Annotated in this window: 16 protein-coding genes; 15 read left to right on the top strand and 1 reads right to left on the bottom strand. The window is 68.8% G+C overall.

Going from position 1 to position 15,194, the window contains the following annotated elements; translation table 11 throughout:
- Positions 1 to 42 precede the first annotated feature (42 nt).
- On the bottom strand, positions 43 to 705 hold the full coding sequence (locus tag Sp245p_RS09145) for a LuxR C-terminal-related transcriptional regulator (protein ID WP_014240303.1): 663 nt from the start codon (positions 703 to 705) through the stop codon (positions 43 to 45).
- 352 nt (positions 706 to 1,057) lie between these two features.
- Here Sp245p_RS09145 and Sp245p_RS09140 point away from each other — a divergent pair, with 352 nt between their 5' ends.
- The 15 genes from Sp245p_RS09140 to Sp245p_RS09070 all read left to right on the top strand — a co-directional run bounded on the left by Sp245p_RS09140 (position 1,058) and on the right by Sp245p_RS09070 (position 15,185).
- The gene (locus tag Sp245p_RS09140; RefSeq protein WP_014240304.1) at positions 1,058 to 1,759 is read left to right on the top strand and encodes a LuxR C-terminal-related transcriptional regulator; all 702 of its coding nucleotides are present in this window, start codon (positions 1,058 to 1,060) and stop codon (positions 1,757 to 1,759) included.
- Positions 1,760 to 1,877: 118 nt separating this feature from the next.
- Positions 1,878 to 3,344, top strand: a complete 1,467-nt coding sequence (xdhA, locus tag Sp245p_RS09135; RefSeq protein ID WP_014240305.1) for a xanthine dehydrogenase small subunit — start codon at positions 1,878 to 1,880, stop codon at positions 3,342 to 3,344.
- Entirely contained in the window at positions 3,337 to 5,727 is a 2,391-nt protein-coding gene (xdhB, locus tag Sp245p_RS09130; protein WP_109138468.1) for a xanthine dehydrogenase molybdopterin binding subunit, read from the top strand. Before xdhA ends, xdhB begins: the two co-directional genes overlap by 8 nt.
- Positions 5,720 to 6,562 (top strand): urease accessory protein UreD, encoded by an 843-nt coding sequence (locus tag Sp245p_RS09125; protein WP_244439280.1) that lies wholly within the window; start codon positions 5,720 to 5,722, stop codon positions 6,560 to 6,562. The genes xdhB and Sp245p_RS09125 overlap by 8 nt, the downstream gene beginning before the upstream one ends.
- Positions 6,563 to 6,662: 100 nt before the next feature.
- Entirely contained in the window at positions 6,663 to 6,965 is a 303-nt protein-coding gene (locus Sp245p_RS09120; protein WP_014240308.1) for an urease subunit gamma, read from the top strand.
- 11 nt (positions 6,966 to 6,976) lie between these two features.
- Entirely contained in the window at positions 6,977 to 7,282 is a 306-nt protein-coding gene (locus tag Sp245p_RS09115; RefSeq protein ID WP_014240309.1) for an urease subunit beta, read from the top strand.
- 26 nt (positions 7,283 to 7,308) lie between these two features.
- Positions 7,309 to 9,018, top strand: coding sequence for an urease subunit alpha (gene ureC / locus Sp245p_RS09110; protein WP_014240310.1), 1,710 nt, complete (start codon positions 7,309 to 7,311; stop codon positions 9,016 to 9,018).
- Positions 9,019 to 9,036: 18 nt separating this feature from the next.
- Positions 9,037 to 9,888: a glutamate racemase gene (gene murI, locus Sp245p_RS09105; RefSeq protein ID WP_014240311.1), complete on the top strand. Its 852-nt coding sequence runs from the start codon at positions 9,037 to 9,039 to the stop codon at positions 9,886 to 9,888.
- On the top strand, positions 9,885 to 10,466 hold the full coding sequence (locus Sp245p_RS09100) for an urease accessory protein UreE (RefSeq protein WP_014240312.1): 582 nt from the start codon (positions 9,885 to 9,887) through the stop codon (positions 10,464 to 10,466). The genes murI and Sp245p_RS09100 overlap by 4 nt, the downstream gene beginning before the upstream one ends.
- 49 nt (positions 10,467 to 10,515) lie before the next feature.
- On the top strand, positions 10,516 to 11,265 hold the full coding sequence (locus Sp245p_RS09095; RefSeq protein WP_041811036.1) for an urease accessory protein UreF: 750 nt from the start codon (positions 10,516 to 10,518) through the stop codon (positions 11,263 to 11,265).
- A complete protein-coding gene (gene ureG / locus Sp245p_RS09090; RefSeq protein WP_014240314.1) occupies positions 11,262 to 11,900 on the top strand; it encodes an urease accessory protein UreG in 639 nt (212 codons plus the stop codon). The genes Sp245p_RS09095 and ureG overlap by 4 nt, the downstream gene beginning before the upstream one ends.
- A 100-nt stretch (positions 11,901 to 12,000) precedes the next feature.
- Positions 12,001 to 12,873 carry a PRC-barrel domain-containing protein gene (locus tag Sp245p_RS09085; RefSeq protein WP_014240315.1) on the top strand — a complete coding sequence of 291 codons (873 nt, stop codon included), beginning with the start codon at positions 12,001 to 12,003 and terminating at the stop codon, positions 12,871 to 12,873.
- Positions 12,874 to 12,901: 28 nt separating this feature from the next.
- Positions 12,902 to 13,324, top strand: a complete 423-nt coding sequence (locus tag Sp245p_RS09080) for a YgaP-like transmembrane domain (RefSeq protein ID WP_014240316.1) — start codon at positions 12,902 to 12,904, stop codon at positions 13,322 to 13,324.
- A 302-nt stretch (positions 13,325 to 13,626) separates the two neighbouring features.
- Positions 13,627 to 14,412, top strand: a complete 786-nt coding sequence (fabI, locus tag Sp245p_RS09075) for an enoyl-ACP reductase FabI (protein ID WP_014240318.1) — start codon at positions 13,627 to 13,629, stop codon at positions 14,410 to 14,412.
- 362 nt (positions 14,413 to 14,774) lie between these two features.
- Complete coding sequence (locus tag Sp245p_RS09070) at positions 14,775 to 15,185, top strand: bacteriohemerythrin (RefSeq protein WP_014240320.1); 411 nt, start codon at positions 14,775 to 14,777, stop codon at positions 15,183 to 15,185.
- Positions 15,186 to 15,194 lie beyond the last annotated feature (9 nt).

The raw sequence follows: 15,194 nt of genomic DNA, 5'->3' as shown, positions 1-15,194 counted from the left end.
CACCGTCCCCTCTCCCCTGCGCTGGGAGAGGGGACAAATTCTCTAGACGGGCGCCAGCGGCGACAGTCCGTTCTGGATCGCCCACACCGCGGCCTGCGTGCGGTTCTGGGCGTTGATCTTCCGCATCACGTTCTTGAAATGCATCTTCACGGTCGATTCCGTGATGTGCAGGTTGCGCGCGATGGCCTTGTTCGACTGCCCGGCGAGCAGGCAGCGCAGGATCTGGATCTCGCGCTTCGACAGCTCGTTGTTGGCGGGCTGGGCGCGCTCCGGCTGCGGACGCTCGCTGTTGGCGTTGGCGATCAGCAGGCTGGCGACATGAGTGGGATAGACCACCTCGCCCAGCATGACCAGCTGCAGGGCGCGCAGCAGGGACTCGCTCGACATCGACTTGTTCAGATAGGCGTCGGCGCCGGCCTTCAGCGACAGCGACAGCGTGCGGTCGGCGATGGCGTCGGCCAGCACGGCGATGCGGGCGCTGGTGGCGGCGCGCAGGCGCTTCACCCCGCCGGCCTCGTCGTTCGTCGCGTCCCCCAGGGCCACCACGATCAGGTCGGGTTGCACGCCCTGCGCGATGGCCGCCTCGGCATCCTCCACCGTCGTGGCGTGGTGGCAGACGCGGAAGGGGCCGCCGCTGATGAGCGTTCCCAGCGCCGCCGAAAACAGCCGATCATGGTCCACGAGCATGACGTTCCAGGTTCTCATCGAAACTCCTCCGTGACGCCACCCGTGACGAGCAGCGCACAACGCCAATCGTTGTCCGTTTCGCCTGGGAAAAGGGAAAAAAGCCGCCTTTATTGTATCGAAAAAGCGTGCTTTACGCTGGTTGTCCCGATGATTTATACGGATGGTCAGGGAGCGGTGCAAGATGCTTGGAAGAAGCTCGATACGAATGAATCATAAATGGCTTCAAAAAGACTGGAATTCGCACAGCACTGCTCCTGCAAAGTCCAAAAGAGGTATCTTTATACTTTTCCGCTGGACAGAAAGCCGAGCTGGGTTGGGCGTTTTTGTTTTTCCAAGTCGGCTTTCGGCGGCTTGATGGGGTAGCAAAGCAATGGAAGTTCAGCTGCAGACGCGCGGCAAGGAGCGGTCGGTGGCCGGCAGGGCACAGAAGTTTCTGGTGGTGGACGATCACCCCCTGGTCCGGCACGGCTTCGCCCTCTCGGTGGGGGAGATCCACCCGGACGCGCAGGTGCTGGAGGCTGGCTCGCTGGACGAGGCGATGGCCATCGCCGACCGCACGCCGGATCTGACGCTGGTCCTGTTCGACCTCAACCTGGGCGACCGCAGCGGGCGCGACGGGGTGCGCCGCATGGTCGAGGTGCTGGGAAACCGTCCGCTTCTGGTCATCTCCGGGTCGGACGAGGTGGCGGACATCGTGGACAGCGTGCGGCTGGGGGCCAGGGGCTACATCCTGAAGACCAGCTCGACGGCGGTGCTGGAGCACGCGATCTCCCTGGCGCTGACCGGGGAGACCTTCCTGCCGCTGCCGCGCGCCGTCCTGTCCGGCAACGTCGCGGCGGAGGCCGCGCGCCCCTCGGGCCAAATCCTCGACCGTCTGACCGACCGGCAGCGCGACGTGTTCCAGCTTCTGCTGGCCGGTCACTCCAACAAGGAGATCGCGCGGGAGCTGGGCGTGCTGGAGGGCACCGTGAAGGTCCATGTGCGGGCCATCATGCAGAAGCTGGGCGTGCGCAACCGCACCCAGGTCGCCGTCGTGGCCGCCCGCAGCGGCTGCTTCCCCGAGGACGCCTGACGCCTTTCGGAGCGGTTTATCCATCCGGACCATGCCTTTATGGCTAGACGGCCGGCCCGCCATTGCGGCCTGCGGAGACTTTCCGGCACTATGACGGAAACGCCCGACAGGAGGGACAATGACGGGCTCTGTGCGTTTCGTGCTCGGCGGACGGGTGGTGGAGGTGCGGGACTCTGAACCCACCACCACGGTGCTGAACTGGCTGCGCGCCAACGGGCGCCCCGGTTCCAAGGAGGGCTGCGCCGAGGGGGATTGCGGCGCCTGCACGGTGGTGCTGGGCGATCTTGCCGCGGACGGGCGCGTCCGGTACCGCGCCGTCAACGCCTGCATCCTCTTCCTGCCGATGATCGACGGCAAGCTGCTGCTGACCGTCGAGGATCTGGCCGGCGAGGACGGGCAGCTGCACCCCGTCCAGGCGGCGATGGTGGACAAGCACGCCTCGCAATGCGGCTTCTGCACCCCTGGTTTCGTGATGGCGCTGTTCGCGCTCCATCATGACGGGCGCGTCGCGTCCGGCGGCCTGACCGACGGGGCGATCCACGACGCGCTGGCCGGCAACCTGTGCCGCTGCACCGGCTACCGCCCGATCCTTGACGCCGCCCGGACCATGGCGGCGGAACGGACCGACGACCGCTTCGACCGGGCGGAGGAGGGCATCGCCACTCTGCTGCGCTCCATCCAGCACGATGGGCCTCTGACCGTGACCCACGGCGCCGCCAGCTTCCACGCGCCGCGGAGCGTCGATGAGTTGGCCACCCTGTGCGCCGCTCATCCGAACGCCACGCTGGTGGCCGGAGCGACCGACGTCGGGCTGTGGGTGACCAAGCAGGGGCGCAGCCTGCCCACGCTGATCCATCTCGCCCAGGTGCGGGAACTCCACCGGATCGACGAGGGGACCGATGCGCTGGAGATCGGTGCGGCGGTGACCTACACCGACCTGCTCCCGGTCCTTGAGCGCCGCCTGCCCGAACTGGCCGCCCTGGTCACCCGCATCGGCGCGGCGCAGGTGCGCAATTCCGGCACGCTGGGCGGCAACGTCGCCAACGGCTCGCCCATCGGGGACAGCATGCCGGCCCTGCTGGCGCTCGGCACCTCGCTGGTGCTGAACCGGGGCGGGGTGCGGCGGGAGCTGCCTCTGGACGGCTTCTACCACGGCTACCGCAAGAACGATCTGAAGCCGGGCGAGTTGGTCGAGCGCATCCGCATCCCCCTGCCGCGCGACGGCCAGCGCTTCGCCACCTGGAAGGTGTCCAAGCGGCGGGACCAGGACATCTCCGCCGTCTGCGCCGCCTTCCTGCTGACGTTGGATGGGGAGGGGCGGGTGGCCGAGCTGCGCGCCGGCTACGGCGGCATGGCGGCGACCCCGGCCCGCGCTCCGGCGCTGGAGGCGGCGATGGCCGGGCAACCCTGGACGGCGGACGCCGTGGCGGCGGCCCTGTCGGCGCTCGACCGCGACTTCCGCCCGATGACCGACATGCGAGCCAGCGACCGCTACCGGGCGCTGGTGGCGAAGAACCTGCTGATGCGCTTCCTTCTTCACACGACCGGGGCCGAGTTGCCCTCCCTGGAGGCCGTGCATGGCTGACGGCGGCACCATCCAACCGATCCGCGGCGGCGTCCACCGGGGCATCGAGCATGAAAGCGCCCGCAAGCATGTGATGGGCGCCGCGGCCTACACCGACGACATCCCGGAGCTGCCCGGCACGCTGCACGTCGCGGTGCGGCTGTCGGAGCGGGCGCACGCGCGCATCCTGGGCATGGACCTGTCGCGGGCGAAGCAGGCACCGGGCGTCCACGCGGTCCTCACCTACGCCGACGTTCCGGGGGACGGCGACATCGGCACCATCCAGCGCGGCGATCCCGTGCTGGCCGACGAGCTGGTCGAATATGCCGGGCAGGCGGTGGTTGCCGTGGCGGCGGAGACGCTGTTGCAGGCCCGCGCCGCCGCCCGGCTGGTGGAGATCCATTACGAGGACCTGCCGGCGGTGCTGACCGCCGAGGCGGCGCTGGAAAAGGGCAGCTTCGTCTCCCCGCCGCTGACCTTCCGGCGCGGCAACGCGGCGGCGGAGGTCGCCGGGGCGCTGCACCGGCTGACCGGCACGTTGGAGGTCGGCGGGCAGGACCATTTCTATCTGGAAGGCCACATCGCCTACGCCATCCCCAAGGAGGACGGCGACCTGCTGGTCCATTCCTCGACCCAGCACCCGTCGGAGGTCCAGCACGCCGTCGCCCAGGTTTTGGGGCGGCCGATGCACGGCATCGCCGTGGAGTGCCGGCGCATGGGCGGCGGCTTCGGCGGCAAGGAGAGCCAGCCGGCGCAGATCGCCGCCATTGCCGGCCTGCTGGCCAACGCGACGAAGCGTCCCGTGAAGTTCCGCCTGGACCGCGACGACGACATGCTGATGACCGGCAAGCGCCACGACTTCTTCGTGCGCTACGACGTCGGCTTCGACGGCGAAGGGCGCATCCTGGGTTTGGAGATGGACCTCGCCGGACGCTGCGGCATGTCGCTGGACCTGTCGAACGGCGTGGTCGACCGCGCCATGTTCCACGCCGACAACGCCTATTACCTGCCGGCGGCGCGGGTGACCGGGCACCGCTGCAAGACGAACACGGTGTCCAACACCGCCTTCCGCGGCTTCGGCGGGCCGCAGGGCGTCATCGCCATCGAGCATGTGGTCGACGAGATCGCCCGCAGCTTGGGCAAGGACCCGCTCGACGTGCGCCGCGCCAACCTCTACGGCGGGCCGGGCCGCGACACCACCCATTACGGCATGCCGGTCGAGGAGCCGGAGATCCTGGCCGAACTGATGGACCGGATCGAGCGGGACGGCGATTACCGCCGCCGCCGCGAGGAGATCGACGCCTTCAACGCCCGCAGCCCGGTGCTGAAGAAGGGGCTGGCGGTGACTCCGGTGAAGTTCGGCATCTCCTTCACCGTCAAGCACCTGAACCAGGCGGCGGCGCTGGTTCATGTCTACACCGACGGCTCCATCCAGGTGAACCACGGCGGGACGGAGATGGGGCAGGGTATCCACACCAAGATGGCCCAGATCGCCGCCCAGGAGTTCCAGATCGACGTGGAGCGGGTGCGGGTCACCGCCAGCGCCACCGACAAGGTGCCGAACGCCCCGCCCACCGCGGCGTCGGCCGGCACCGACCTGAACGGCATGGCGGTGCGCATCGCCGTGGGGACCATCCGCGACCGGCTGGTGGCGTTCCTCGCCGAGCACTGCCACACCACGCCGGACAAGGTGGAGTTCCGCGACAACGCCGTCTTCGCCGGCAACCACGCCATGACCTTCGCGGAGGTGGCGAAGCTCGCCTATCTGAACCGGGTGTCGCTGTCCTCCACCGGCCATTACGCCACGCCGAAGATCTGGTGGGACCGCGAGAAGTGCGAGGGGCGGCCCTTCTTCTACTTCTCCTGCGGCGTCGCGGTGACCGAGGCGCTGATCGACACGTTGACCGGCGAGTACAGATTCCCCCGCGCCGACGTGCTGCACGACTGCTCCGGCAGCATCAACCCCGCCATCGACCTTGGGCAGGTGGAGGGCGCCTTCGTCCAGGGGCTGGGTTGGGTCACGTCGGAGGAGCTGTGGTGGGACGGCGAGGGACGCTTGCGCACCCACGCGCCCAGCACCTACAAGGTTCCGACCTCGCGCTCGCTGCCGGAGGATTTCCGGGTGGCGCTCTACACCGACCGCCCCAACCGGGAGGACACGGTGTTCCGCTCCAAGGCAATCGGGGAGCCGCCGCTGATGCTCGGCATCTCGGCGTGGCTGGCGCTGAAGGACGCCGTCGCGGCGGTGGGCGGCCACCGGCTGCCCGACGCCGTCGCGGCGGTGGGCGGCCACCGGCTGCCCGTGCGCCTCGACGCGCCCGCGACGCCGGAGCGCGTGCTGCTGGCGGTTGAGGATGTAAAGGCCCAGAAGTTGAAAGCAGGGATGGGTTCCGCTGGTGGCTGACGCGTTGATGAAGAAGGTCGCCGTCCACGGCGCGGCGACGGTGCGGTTCGAGCATCGCCATGGGGCCACGCGCCTCGCCACGCTCTACCACCACGACCCGCTGCGGGTGCTGCTGCCCGACCCGCGGGCGGGGGACCTGCCCATCGCGGTTCTGGTCACCACCTCCGGCGGGCTGGTCGGCGGCGACCGGCTGGACGTTGCCCTGTCGGCGGGGCCGGGGGCGGCGGCGCTGGTGACGACGCAGGCGGCGGAGAAGGTCTACCGCTCCGCCGGGCCGGACTGCCGCATCGACACCCGCGTGACCGTGGAGGCCGGCGGCTGGCTGGAATGGATGCCGCAGGAGGCCATCGTCTTCGAGGGCTCCCGCCTGCGCCGCCTGACCCGGCTGGAGCTGGAGGGCGATGCCCGCCTGATCGCCGGCGAGATGCTGGTCTTCGGACGCGCCGCCTTCGGCGAGACGGTCACCCGCGGCCTCGTCCGCGACGCCTGGGAGGTGGTGCGCGATGGCCGCCTCGCCTGGGCCGACGCCCTGCACATGGACGGCGACCTCGCCGAGACGCTGGCCCACCCGGCGGGCTTCGGCGGGGCCGGGGCCTGTGCCACGTTGCTTTACGCCGCCCCCGACGCCGCGACCCGGCGGGACGCGTTGCGCGAGGCAGCGGAGGAGTTGGAAGGCGTGCGGGTCGGCGCGACCGCCTTCGACGGGCTGCTGGTCGTCCGCATCCTGGGCGGCGAGGCGTTGGCGGTGCGCCGCGCCTACGCGGCGCTGTGGTCGCATCTTCGCTCCGCGGCGGCGGGTCTGCCAACCCGGCTGCCGCGTTTGTGGGAGGTCTGACCGGCGCGAAAGCGCCGCGCACCCGTCAAAACGGGATTGGCGCACCGCAGCAACGTGGCATAATCCCGCCAACCCAATGGGAAGGCGGAGAGACAGCCCCATGAACCTGACACCGCGCGAGAAGGACAAGCTTCTCGTGGCCATGGCCGCCATGGTGGCGCGCCGCCGGCTGGAGCGTGGCGTGAAGCTGAACCATCCCGAGGCGGTGGCCCTCATCACCGATTACGTGGTGGAGGGCGCGCGCGACGGACGCACCGTGGCCGAGCTGATGCGCGACGGCGCGACGGTGATCACCCGCGATCAGGTGATGGATGGCATCCCGGAGATGATCCACGAGATCCAGGTCGAGGCCACCTTCCCCGACGGCACCAAGCTCGTCACCGTCCACCAGCCGATTCGCTAAGGGGAGCCCCGATGAAACCCGGTGAAATCATCCCCGCCGCGGGCGAGATCGAACTCAACGCCGGCCGCGACACGGTGGAGTTGGACGTCGCCAACGCCGGCGACCGCCCGATCCAGGTCGGCTCGCACTATCACTTCGCTGAAACGAACGGGGCGCTGACCTTCGACCGCGAGACGGCGCGCGGCTTCCGGCTGGACATCCCCGCCGGGACAGCGGTGCGTTTCGAGCCGGGGCAGACGCGCCGCGTGCGGCTGGTCGCCTACGCCGGCAACCGCGTGGTCATCGGCTTCAACGGCAAGGTCAACGGCAGCCTGTGAAGGGCGCCAGCGGAGGGCATCAGACAATGGCGCATCGCATCGACCGGGCCGAATACGCGGCTCTCTACGGCCCCACCGTGGGCGACCGTGTCCGGCTGGCCGACACCGACCTGATCGTCGAGGTCGAGAAGGACCACACCGTCTATGGCGAGGAGGTCAAGTTCGGCGGCGGCAAGGTGATCCGCGACGGCATGGGGCAGGCCCAGACCTCGCGCCAGGGCGGCGCGGTGGACACCGTCATCACCAACGCGCTGATCATCGACCACTGGGGCATCGTCAAGGCCGACATCGGCATCGTCGGCGGGCGCATCGCCGGCATCGGCAAGGCCGGCAACCCGGACGTCCAGCCGGGCGTGACCATCGTCGTCGGGCCGGGGACCGAGGTCATCGCGGGTGAGGGCAAGATCGTCACCGCCGGCGGCATCGACGCCCACATCCACTTCATCTGCCCGCAGCAGGTGGATGAGGCGCTGAACAGCGGCGTCACCACCATGCTGGGCGGCGGCACCGGCCCGGCGGCCGGCACGTCGGCCACCACCTGCACGCCGGGGCCGTGGCACATGGCCCGGATGCTCCAGGCGGCGGAGGGGCTGCCGATCAACCTGGGCTTCTTCGGCAAGGGCAATGCCAGCCGTCCCGACGCGCTGTTGGAGCAGATCGCCGCCGGCGCCTGCGGCATGAAGCTGCACGAGGACTGGGGCACCACCCCGGCGGCCATCGACACCTGCCTGACGGTGGCGGAGGAGACGGACATCCAGGTGGCCATCCACACCGACACGCTGAACGAGTCGGGCTTCGTGGAGAACACCATCGCCGCCTTCAAGGGCCGCAACATCCACGCCTTCCACACCGAGGGGGCGGGCGGCGGCCACGCGCCGGACATCATCAAGGTGGCGGGCCTGCCCAACGTGCTGCCCAGCTCCACCAACCCGACGCGGCCGTTCACGGTGAACACGGTGGACGAGCATCTCGACATGCTCATGGTCTGCCACCACCTGTCGCCCCGCATCCCGGAGGACGTGGCCTTCGCCGAAAGCCGCATCCGGCGCGAGACCATCGCGGCGGAGGACATCCTGCACGACCTCGGCGTCTTCTCGATGCTGAGTTCGGACAGCCAAGCCATGGGCCGGGTCGGCGAGGTCATCATCCGCACCTGGCAGACCGCGCACAAGATGAAGGTGCAGCGCGGGCGTCTGGCCGAGGAGCTGGGCGAGAACGACAACTTCCGCGTCAAGCGCTACGTCGCCAAATACACGATCAACCCGGCGCTGTCGCACGGCATCGCCCATGTCGTCGGCTCGGTCGAGGTGGGCAAGCTGGCCGATCTGGTGGTCTGGTCGCCGGCCTTCTTCGGCGTGAAGCCGGACATGGTGCTGAAGGCCGGGACCATCGCGGCGGCGCTGATGGGCGACCCCAACGCCTCCATCCCGACGCCGCAGCCGGTGCATTACCGCCCGATGTTCGGCGCCTACGGACGCGCGATGCAGGCCAGTTCCCTGACCTTTGTCAGCAAGCTGTCGCTGGAGAACGAGGCGCTGCGCTCGCTCGGCCTGCGGCGCGAACTGGTCGCGGTGACGGGGGTGCGGGCCATCGGCAAGAAGCAGATGATCCACAACGATTCCACACCCCACATCGAGGTCGATCCGGAAACCTACGAGGTGCGCGCCGACGGCCAGCTCCTGACCTGCGAGCCGGCGGACGTGCTGCCCATGGCGCAGCGGTACTTCCTGTTCTGAGTGTGGGGTGAGGGGTTCGTGATTGGTGTCTTCGATTCCGGGCATGGCGGTCTGACGGTGCTGCGCGCGCTGGTGGCCGCCGCTCCCGGGCGTCCCTTCGTCTATCTCGGCGACCATGCCGCCGCTCCCTATGGTCCGCGCAGCGAGGAGGACATCTACCGCCTGACGGTCCAGGGGGTGGAGCGGCTGTTCGCCCAGGGTTGCGGGCTGGTCGTCCTGGCCTGCAACACCGCGGCGGCGGTGGCCCTGCGGCGGATGCAGCGGACGTGGCTGCCGGTGGCCCATCCCGGCCGCAACGTGCTGGGCGTCCTGGTGCCGATGGTCGAGGCGATCACCCGCGTGCCCTGGATGCAGGACGGCCCCGCCGCCGACTGGCGTCCGGAGCCGCGGACGGTCGGCGTCTTCGCCACCCCGGCCACCGTCGCGTCGGGTTCCTTCCCGCGCGAGATCGGCAAGCGGGCGCCCGACGTGCGGGTGGTGCAGCAGGCCTGCCCGGACCTCGTCCCGCTGATCGAGCGCGGGGCGGGGGACGAAGAACTGGCTCCGGCGGTGCGCGGCTATGTGCGGGCGCTGCTGGCGCAGTTGGATGGACGCCCGCTGGACGCGGCGGTGCTCGGCTGCACCCATTACCCGCTGGTGGCGCATCTGTTCGCGGAGGCGCTGCCGCCGGGGGTGGAGGTGCTGTGCCAGCCCAGCTTGGTCGCCCGGTCGCTGGACAATTACCTGGAGCGCCACCCCGAATACGCCCCGTCCGCTGGCGAGGCGCCGGGCGCCCTTCGTTTCTTCACCACGGGAGCGGCGGAACCGGTCGGCGCCCTCGCGGGACGTTTCTTCGGCCGGCCCACACCCTTCGAACGGCTTTCTCCATGACCGACACGCTCCGCCGCGCCACCCGAGTCCACGCCCGCGGCCATTGGCCGGCCGAGCGCGAGGCCGGCACGGTGACCCTCGCCTTCGACGACCGCCACCGGCGGCGCATGGTGATGACGGACGATGCGGGGGCCGACTTCCTGCTGGACCTGCCGCGCGCGGTCGCGCTCGACCATGGCGACGGGCTGGAACTGGGCGACGGCGCCTATCTGCGCGTGGTCGCCGCCGACGAGGACCTGATGGAGGTGCGCTGCGGCGGCGGGACAGAGGGCTTCGCGCGCATCGCCTGGCACCTCGGCAACCGCCACCTGCCGGTGCAGATTGTCGGAGAGACCATCCGCCTGCGCCGCGACCATGTGATCGAGGACATGCTGAAAGGGCTGGGGGCCAGCGTCGCGGCCATCCACGCGCCCTTCGCGCCGGAGGGCGGGGCCTACTCGGGGCAGGGGCACGGGCATTCGCACGGGCACGGCCATGACCATGGGCATGATCATGACCACGATCATGGTCATTCGCATTCCCACAGCCACTCCCATTCCCATGGGCATTCCCATTCCCATGGGCATTCGCATGACTGAGGGCGCTTGCCCCCTCCCCAACCCTCCCCCGCTTCGCGAGGGAGGGGATTTGGCCCTCCCCTGCGCAGCGGGGGAGGGAGGGACCCGCGAAGCGGGGGGGTGGGGGCCCGTCTCGGCCACCCACCTCACCAAGCTCCTCGCCTGGCTGTCGCCGTCCTTCCCGGTCGGCGGCTTCTCCTACAGCCACGGCATCGAGGCGGCGGTGGAGCAGGGCCTCGTCCGCGACCGCGACACGCTGGCGCGCTGGATGGACGGCATCCTGCGCCACGGCGCCGGGCGGACCGACGGCATGCTCTTCGTGGCCGCTCACCGCGCCGTGCTGGCGGGCGACGAGACTGGTTTCGCCTGGGCGGTCGAGCGCGCCGACGCCATGCGCGCCTCCTCCGAAACCGCGCTGGAGAGCCGCGCGCAGGGGCAGGCCTTCCTCATCGCCGTGCGCGCCGCCTGGCCGCTGGAGGGGATGGAGCGCTGGGACCGGGTGATCGCCGACACCGGCCGCCCGGTCGCCTACGCCGTCGCCGTGGCGCTGGCCGCCGCGCTGATCGGCGTGCCGGAGGGACCCGCCCTGTCGGCCTATCTGCACGCTTTCGCCGCCAACCTCGTCTCCGCCGGGGTGCGGCTGGTGCCGCTGGGGCAGACGGACGGGCAGAAGGCCCTGGCGGCGCTCGATTCCGTGGTGCACTCTGCGGCGGAGGCCGCGCTGGCCGCCCCGCTCGACGATCTGGGCAGCCGCGCCATGGCCGTCGATTGGACCTCCATGATCCACGAAACCCAATACACGAGGTTGTTCCGCTCATGACCGCCCCGATTTCCAAGAGCCATGGTGGCCCCCTGCGCGTGGGCATCGGCGGGCCGGTCGGCTCCGGCAAGACGGCGCTGACCGACGCGCTGTGCAAGCGCATGCGCGACGATTGGGAGGTCGCGGCGATCACCAACGACATCTACACCAAGGAGGACGCCGAATTCCTCACCCGTTCCGGCGCGCTGAAGCCGGACCGGATCATGGGGGTGGAGACCGGCGGCTGCCCGCACACGGCGATCCGCGAGGATGCCTCGATCAACCTCGCCGCCGTCGACGAGATGAACCGCAAGTTCCCCAACCTCGACCTGATCTTCGTGGAATCGGGCGGCGACAATCTGGCGGCGACCTTCTCGCCGGAACTGGCCGACCTGACCATCTACGTCATCGACGTGTCGGCGGGCGACAAGATCCCGCGCAAGGGCGGGCCGGGCATCACCCGGTCGGACCTGCTGGTCATCAACAAGATCGACCTCGCCCCGCTAGTCGGCGCCAGTCTGGAGGTGATGGACCGCGACGCCAAGAAGATGCGCGGCGACCGGCCCTTCGTCTTCACCAACATCAAGACGGGGCAGGGGGTGGACGCGGTCCAGTCCTTCATCGTTCAGCGGGGCGGGTTGCCGCTTCCGGGCTGATCACTTCGCAGAAGAAGCATTCGCGGAACCTCCGTCTTGGCCGTGCTGTTTTCCCCGCGTGAGACGCACACGCACGGAAACCAAGCCGGAGGCCCCCACGATGAAACGCCTGCTCCTCAGCGCCGCCATGATCGCGGGGGCGCTCGGGCCTTGGCCGGCATTCGCCGAGACCTGCCCGGAGGGGGTGAACCGGCTGGGCCAGCGCATCGGCGCGCTGGAGGCCGCCGGCAACCAGACTCCCGCCTCCATCAGCCCGCAGGAGATCGGCCAGCTCCGCGCCCTGCGCCAGACCGCCGAGCGCGCCGGGCAGCGGGGCGGCGAGCCGGCCTGCCAGACCATCCTGGGCGAGGCCGACGCCTTGCTGCGCTCGGTCGAGCATCCGCGCGTGGTTGCCGCCGACGACCTTTCGAAGGCCAAGCTGCACAACGCCAGCGGCGAGGAGATGGGCTCCATTTCCGAACTGGTGGTCGATCCGAACACCGGGCGCGTCGCCTACGCCGTGGTCGAAGCCGGTGGGTTCCTCGGTCTTGGTGAGCGCAACTTCCCGGTTCCCTGGGCACTGATCCAGCCGGCGCAGTCCGGTGACGGCTATGTCCTGAACGTGACCAAGGACCGGCTGACCGCGGCGCCGCAATTCACCCGTTCCAACCGTCCGGACATGTCGGACCGGCAATGGGCGGTGGCGCTGCACACCTATTACGGAGTCCAGCCCTATTGGATGCGCGACGGTGCGGCCCTCGCCGCGGTTGGTATGCCGGAGGGCGGTGCCGCGGGATCGCCGCAGCTCCAGTCGGAAGTGCAGCGCCTCTCCCAGGAGGTGGACCGGCTGAACCGCGAGCTGTCGCAGGCCCGCACTCTGGCCGACACGGCCCGCAAGCCCGATGGGACGGCGCAGCCGGGCTCGTCCGGTTCAACCGGCGCCGCGCCGGCGCAGGGGCAGGGCGGGTCCACGCCGCCCGCTCCGCAGCAGTGACTATAGAAAAAGATCGAGGAGAGCAGCGATGGCGATGACGAGCCAAAAGGGCATGGGCAGCCGCGACGCGGCCCTGCCGGACGATCTCGAACGCATGATCAACGTCGGGCACACCGAACGTCTGGTGTCTCTGGTCGGCGGTGGGCTTCTCGCCGTGCTCGGGCTGCGCCGTCCGACCGTCGGTGGGGCGGCGCTGGCTCTGGCCGGCGGCGCCCTGGTCGCCCGTGGGCTGACCGGCTATTGCCCGGCCAAGGCGATGATGGAGGATTTTGGCAGCCATCACGACGGGGCGGGCACCCCCGCCGAGGATGTGGATCAAGGCGTCCATCGGTACTCGCGTCATCCCGGCGACATCTACGACGACGCCGACGAGAAGGAGAAGGTGGACGAGGCGTCGATGGAATCCTTCCCGGCCAGCGATCCGCCGTCATTCACGCCCGGCGCCGTTTGATCGTCTCCGGTTCCATAGAAGCCGGTCCTACGAAAAGGCCCCTCCGAAAGGTGGGGCCTTTGTTTTTGTTGCGGTCCTCGTTATGAATACGCAAGAAAGAGGTATGGATTGCCGCCGCGGACTTCGCGTCTTCGCTGTGTGAAGGCTGTGTTACGGATAAACAAAGCGATAATGTCGGATATATTGCGACTTTAACAAGTTGCCTATGACCTTCGATTGCATTATGGTGCGTTGCACAATTCGAGTGATCCGATCTGGCGCACTCTGAATCCGGCCACCTTGCAATCCGGGAAAGCCAGCCTATGACCACGATCATCCCCGCCGCCGCCACTCTTGAAGGCAAGAAGGGCCTCGTGCTCGGCATCGCCAACGATCAGTCGATCGCGTGGGGCTGCGCCCGCGCCTTCCGCGCTCTGGGCGCGGATCTCGCGGTCAGCTACCTCAACGACAAGGCGAAGCGCTTCGTCGAGCCGCTGGCCCAGCAGCTCGAAGCGGAGATCTTCGAACCGGTGGACGTCACCGGCGAGGGTGAGCTGAAGGCCATCTTCGAGAAGATCGAGCAGAAGTGGGGCAAGCTGGACTTCGCGCTGCATTCCATCGCCTTCGCCCCGAAGGACGATCTGCACGGCCGCGTCGTCGATTGCTCGCGCGAGGGCTTCCAGATGGCGATGGACGTGTCCTGCCACTCCTTCATCCGCATGGCCCGCTACGCGGAGCCGCTGATGAAGGACGGCGGTTCGCTGTTCACCATGTCTTATTTCGGCGCCAACCGCGTGATCGACAATTACGGCGTCATGGGGCCTGTCAAGGCCGCCCTGGAGGCCAGCGTGCGCTATCTGGCGGCGGAGCTGGGCCCGAAGGGCATCCGCGTCCATGCCATCTCCCCCGGCCCGATCAAGACCCGCGCCGCCTCCGGCATCGCGCATTTCGACGAGCTGATGGAGAAGGCCGCGGAACGCGCGCCGGAGCAGCGCCTCGTCACCATCGAAGAGGTCGGCTACACCACCGCCTTCCTGGCGACCGACGGCGCCAAGGGCATCACCGGCAGCACCACCTATGTGGATTGCGGCTATTCGATCGTCGGCTGATCGGACGTTGTTTGACAGGTAAGTTGGGGCGGCCGATCATCGCCTCATCTTCATAAAGTCGATGCGAAGGCAGGCGGAAACATGACGTTTCCCCTGCCTTTTCGCGTCTTTGTTTTGGTGCGGCAAAATGCCATGTGACGATCGTATGCGTTCGTTTTGTAGAAAATGCGCCCATAATGCAGGCAAAGGCCGCCGGTTGCGGAGTCGGCGGTAACAAGGGTCGCGGCGTCCGGTATTTACGGTTCCTTGACGGGTTGCGCACCTTCATCTTCAGTTGCGCAAGCTACGGCGCGCTTCCCTTCAATGCGGTGGCTTTCGGCGGAATGGCCCGGTAGCCGCGGAAGTCAGGGTGCGGAGGGTTCATGGGTGTCATTACGTGGAGGCGGCAGCTCAGCGTCGGCCAGCCGTCCATCGATGAAGATCACAAGCACCTGATCGAGTATCTGAACGAACTGAACGCCGCGCTGAATTCGCGCAGCTTCATGCCGGTGCGCGTCGCCAAGATCCTCATGAAACTGCTGGAATACACCCAGCAGCATTTCGCCCGCGAAGAAAAGATCATGCAGGCCGTGCATTACCCGAAGTTCGAGGAGCACGTCCGCCAGCATCACGAGGCCGTGCGGACGCTGAGCGAACTGTCCGCGGTCTTCACGCGGGACCCGACGCATCAGAACGCCGAGCGGATTTATACCTTCACCGCGAACTGGCTGGTCCACCACATCATCATGCAGGACACGCAGCTGACCCCCTATGTGCGGGGCGTCTGGGTCTGAGGGCCGGAC

Source organism: Azospirillum baldaniorum (genome assembly GCF_003119195.2).
GTDB classification, from domain to species: Bacteria; Pseudomonadota; Alphaproteobacteria; order Azospirillales; family Azospirillaceae; genus Azospirillum; species Azospirillum baldaniorum.
Note: the sequence above shows the minus strand (reverse complement) of the source record. Positions and strands in the feature narration are given on the sequence as shown.

Coding starts and splice junctions, on each gene's coding strand:
- fabI (WP_014240318.1), top strand. CDS start 13,627: ATGACCACGATCATCCCCGCCGCCGCCACTCTTGAAGGCAAGAAGGGC.
- Sp245p_RS09140 (WP_014240304.1), top strand. CDS start 1,058: ATGGAAGTTCAGCTGCAGACGCGCGGCAAGGAGCGGTCGGTGGCCGGC.
- Sp245p_RS09120 (WP_014240308.1), top strand. CDS start 6,663: ATGAACCTGACACCGCGCGAGAAGGACAAGCTTCTCGTGGCCATGGCC.
- ureG (WP_014240314.1), top strand. CDS start 11,262: ATGACCGCCCCGATTTCCAAGAGCCATGGTGGCCCCCTGCGCGTGGGC.
- Sp245p_RS09070 (WP_014240320.1), top strand. CDS start 14,775: ATGGGTGTCATTACGTGGAGGCGGCAGCTCAGCGTCGGCCAGCCGTCC.
- xdhB (WP_109138468.1), top strand. CDS start 3,337: ATGGCTGACGGCGGCACCATCCAACCGATCCGCGGCGGCGTCCACCGG.
- Sp245p_RS09100 (WP_014240312.1), top strand. CDS start 9,885: ATGACCGACACGCTCCGCCGCGCCACCCGAGTCCACGCCCGCGGCCAT.
- Sp245p_RS09085 (WP_014240315.1), top strand. CDS start 12,001: ATGAAACGCCTGCTCCTCAGCGCCGCCATGATCGCGGGGGCGCTCGGG.
- Sp245p_RS09145 (WP_014240303.1), bottom strand. CDS start 705: ATGAGAACCTGGAACGTCATGCTCGTGGACCATGATCGGCTGTTTTCG.
- Sp245p_RS09080 (WP_014240316.1), top strand. CDS start 12,902: ATGGCGATGACGAGCCAAAAGGGCATGGGCAGCCGCGACGCGGCCCTG.
- xdhA (WP_014240305.1), top strand. CDS start 1,878: ATGACGGGCTCTGTGCGTTTCGTGCTCGGCGGACGGGTGGTGGAGGTG.
- Sp245p_RS09115 (WP_014240309.1), top strand. CDS start 6,977: ATGAAACCCGGTGAAATCATCCCCGCCGCGGGCGAGATCGAACTCAAC.
- ureC (WP_014240310.1), top strand. CDS start 7,309: ATGGCGCATCGCATCGACCGGGCCGAATACGCGGCTCTCTACGGCCCC.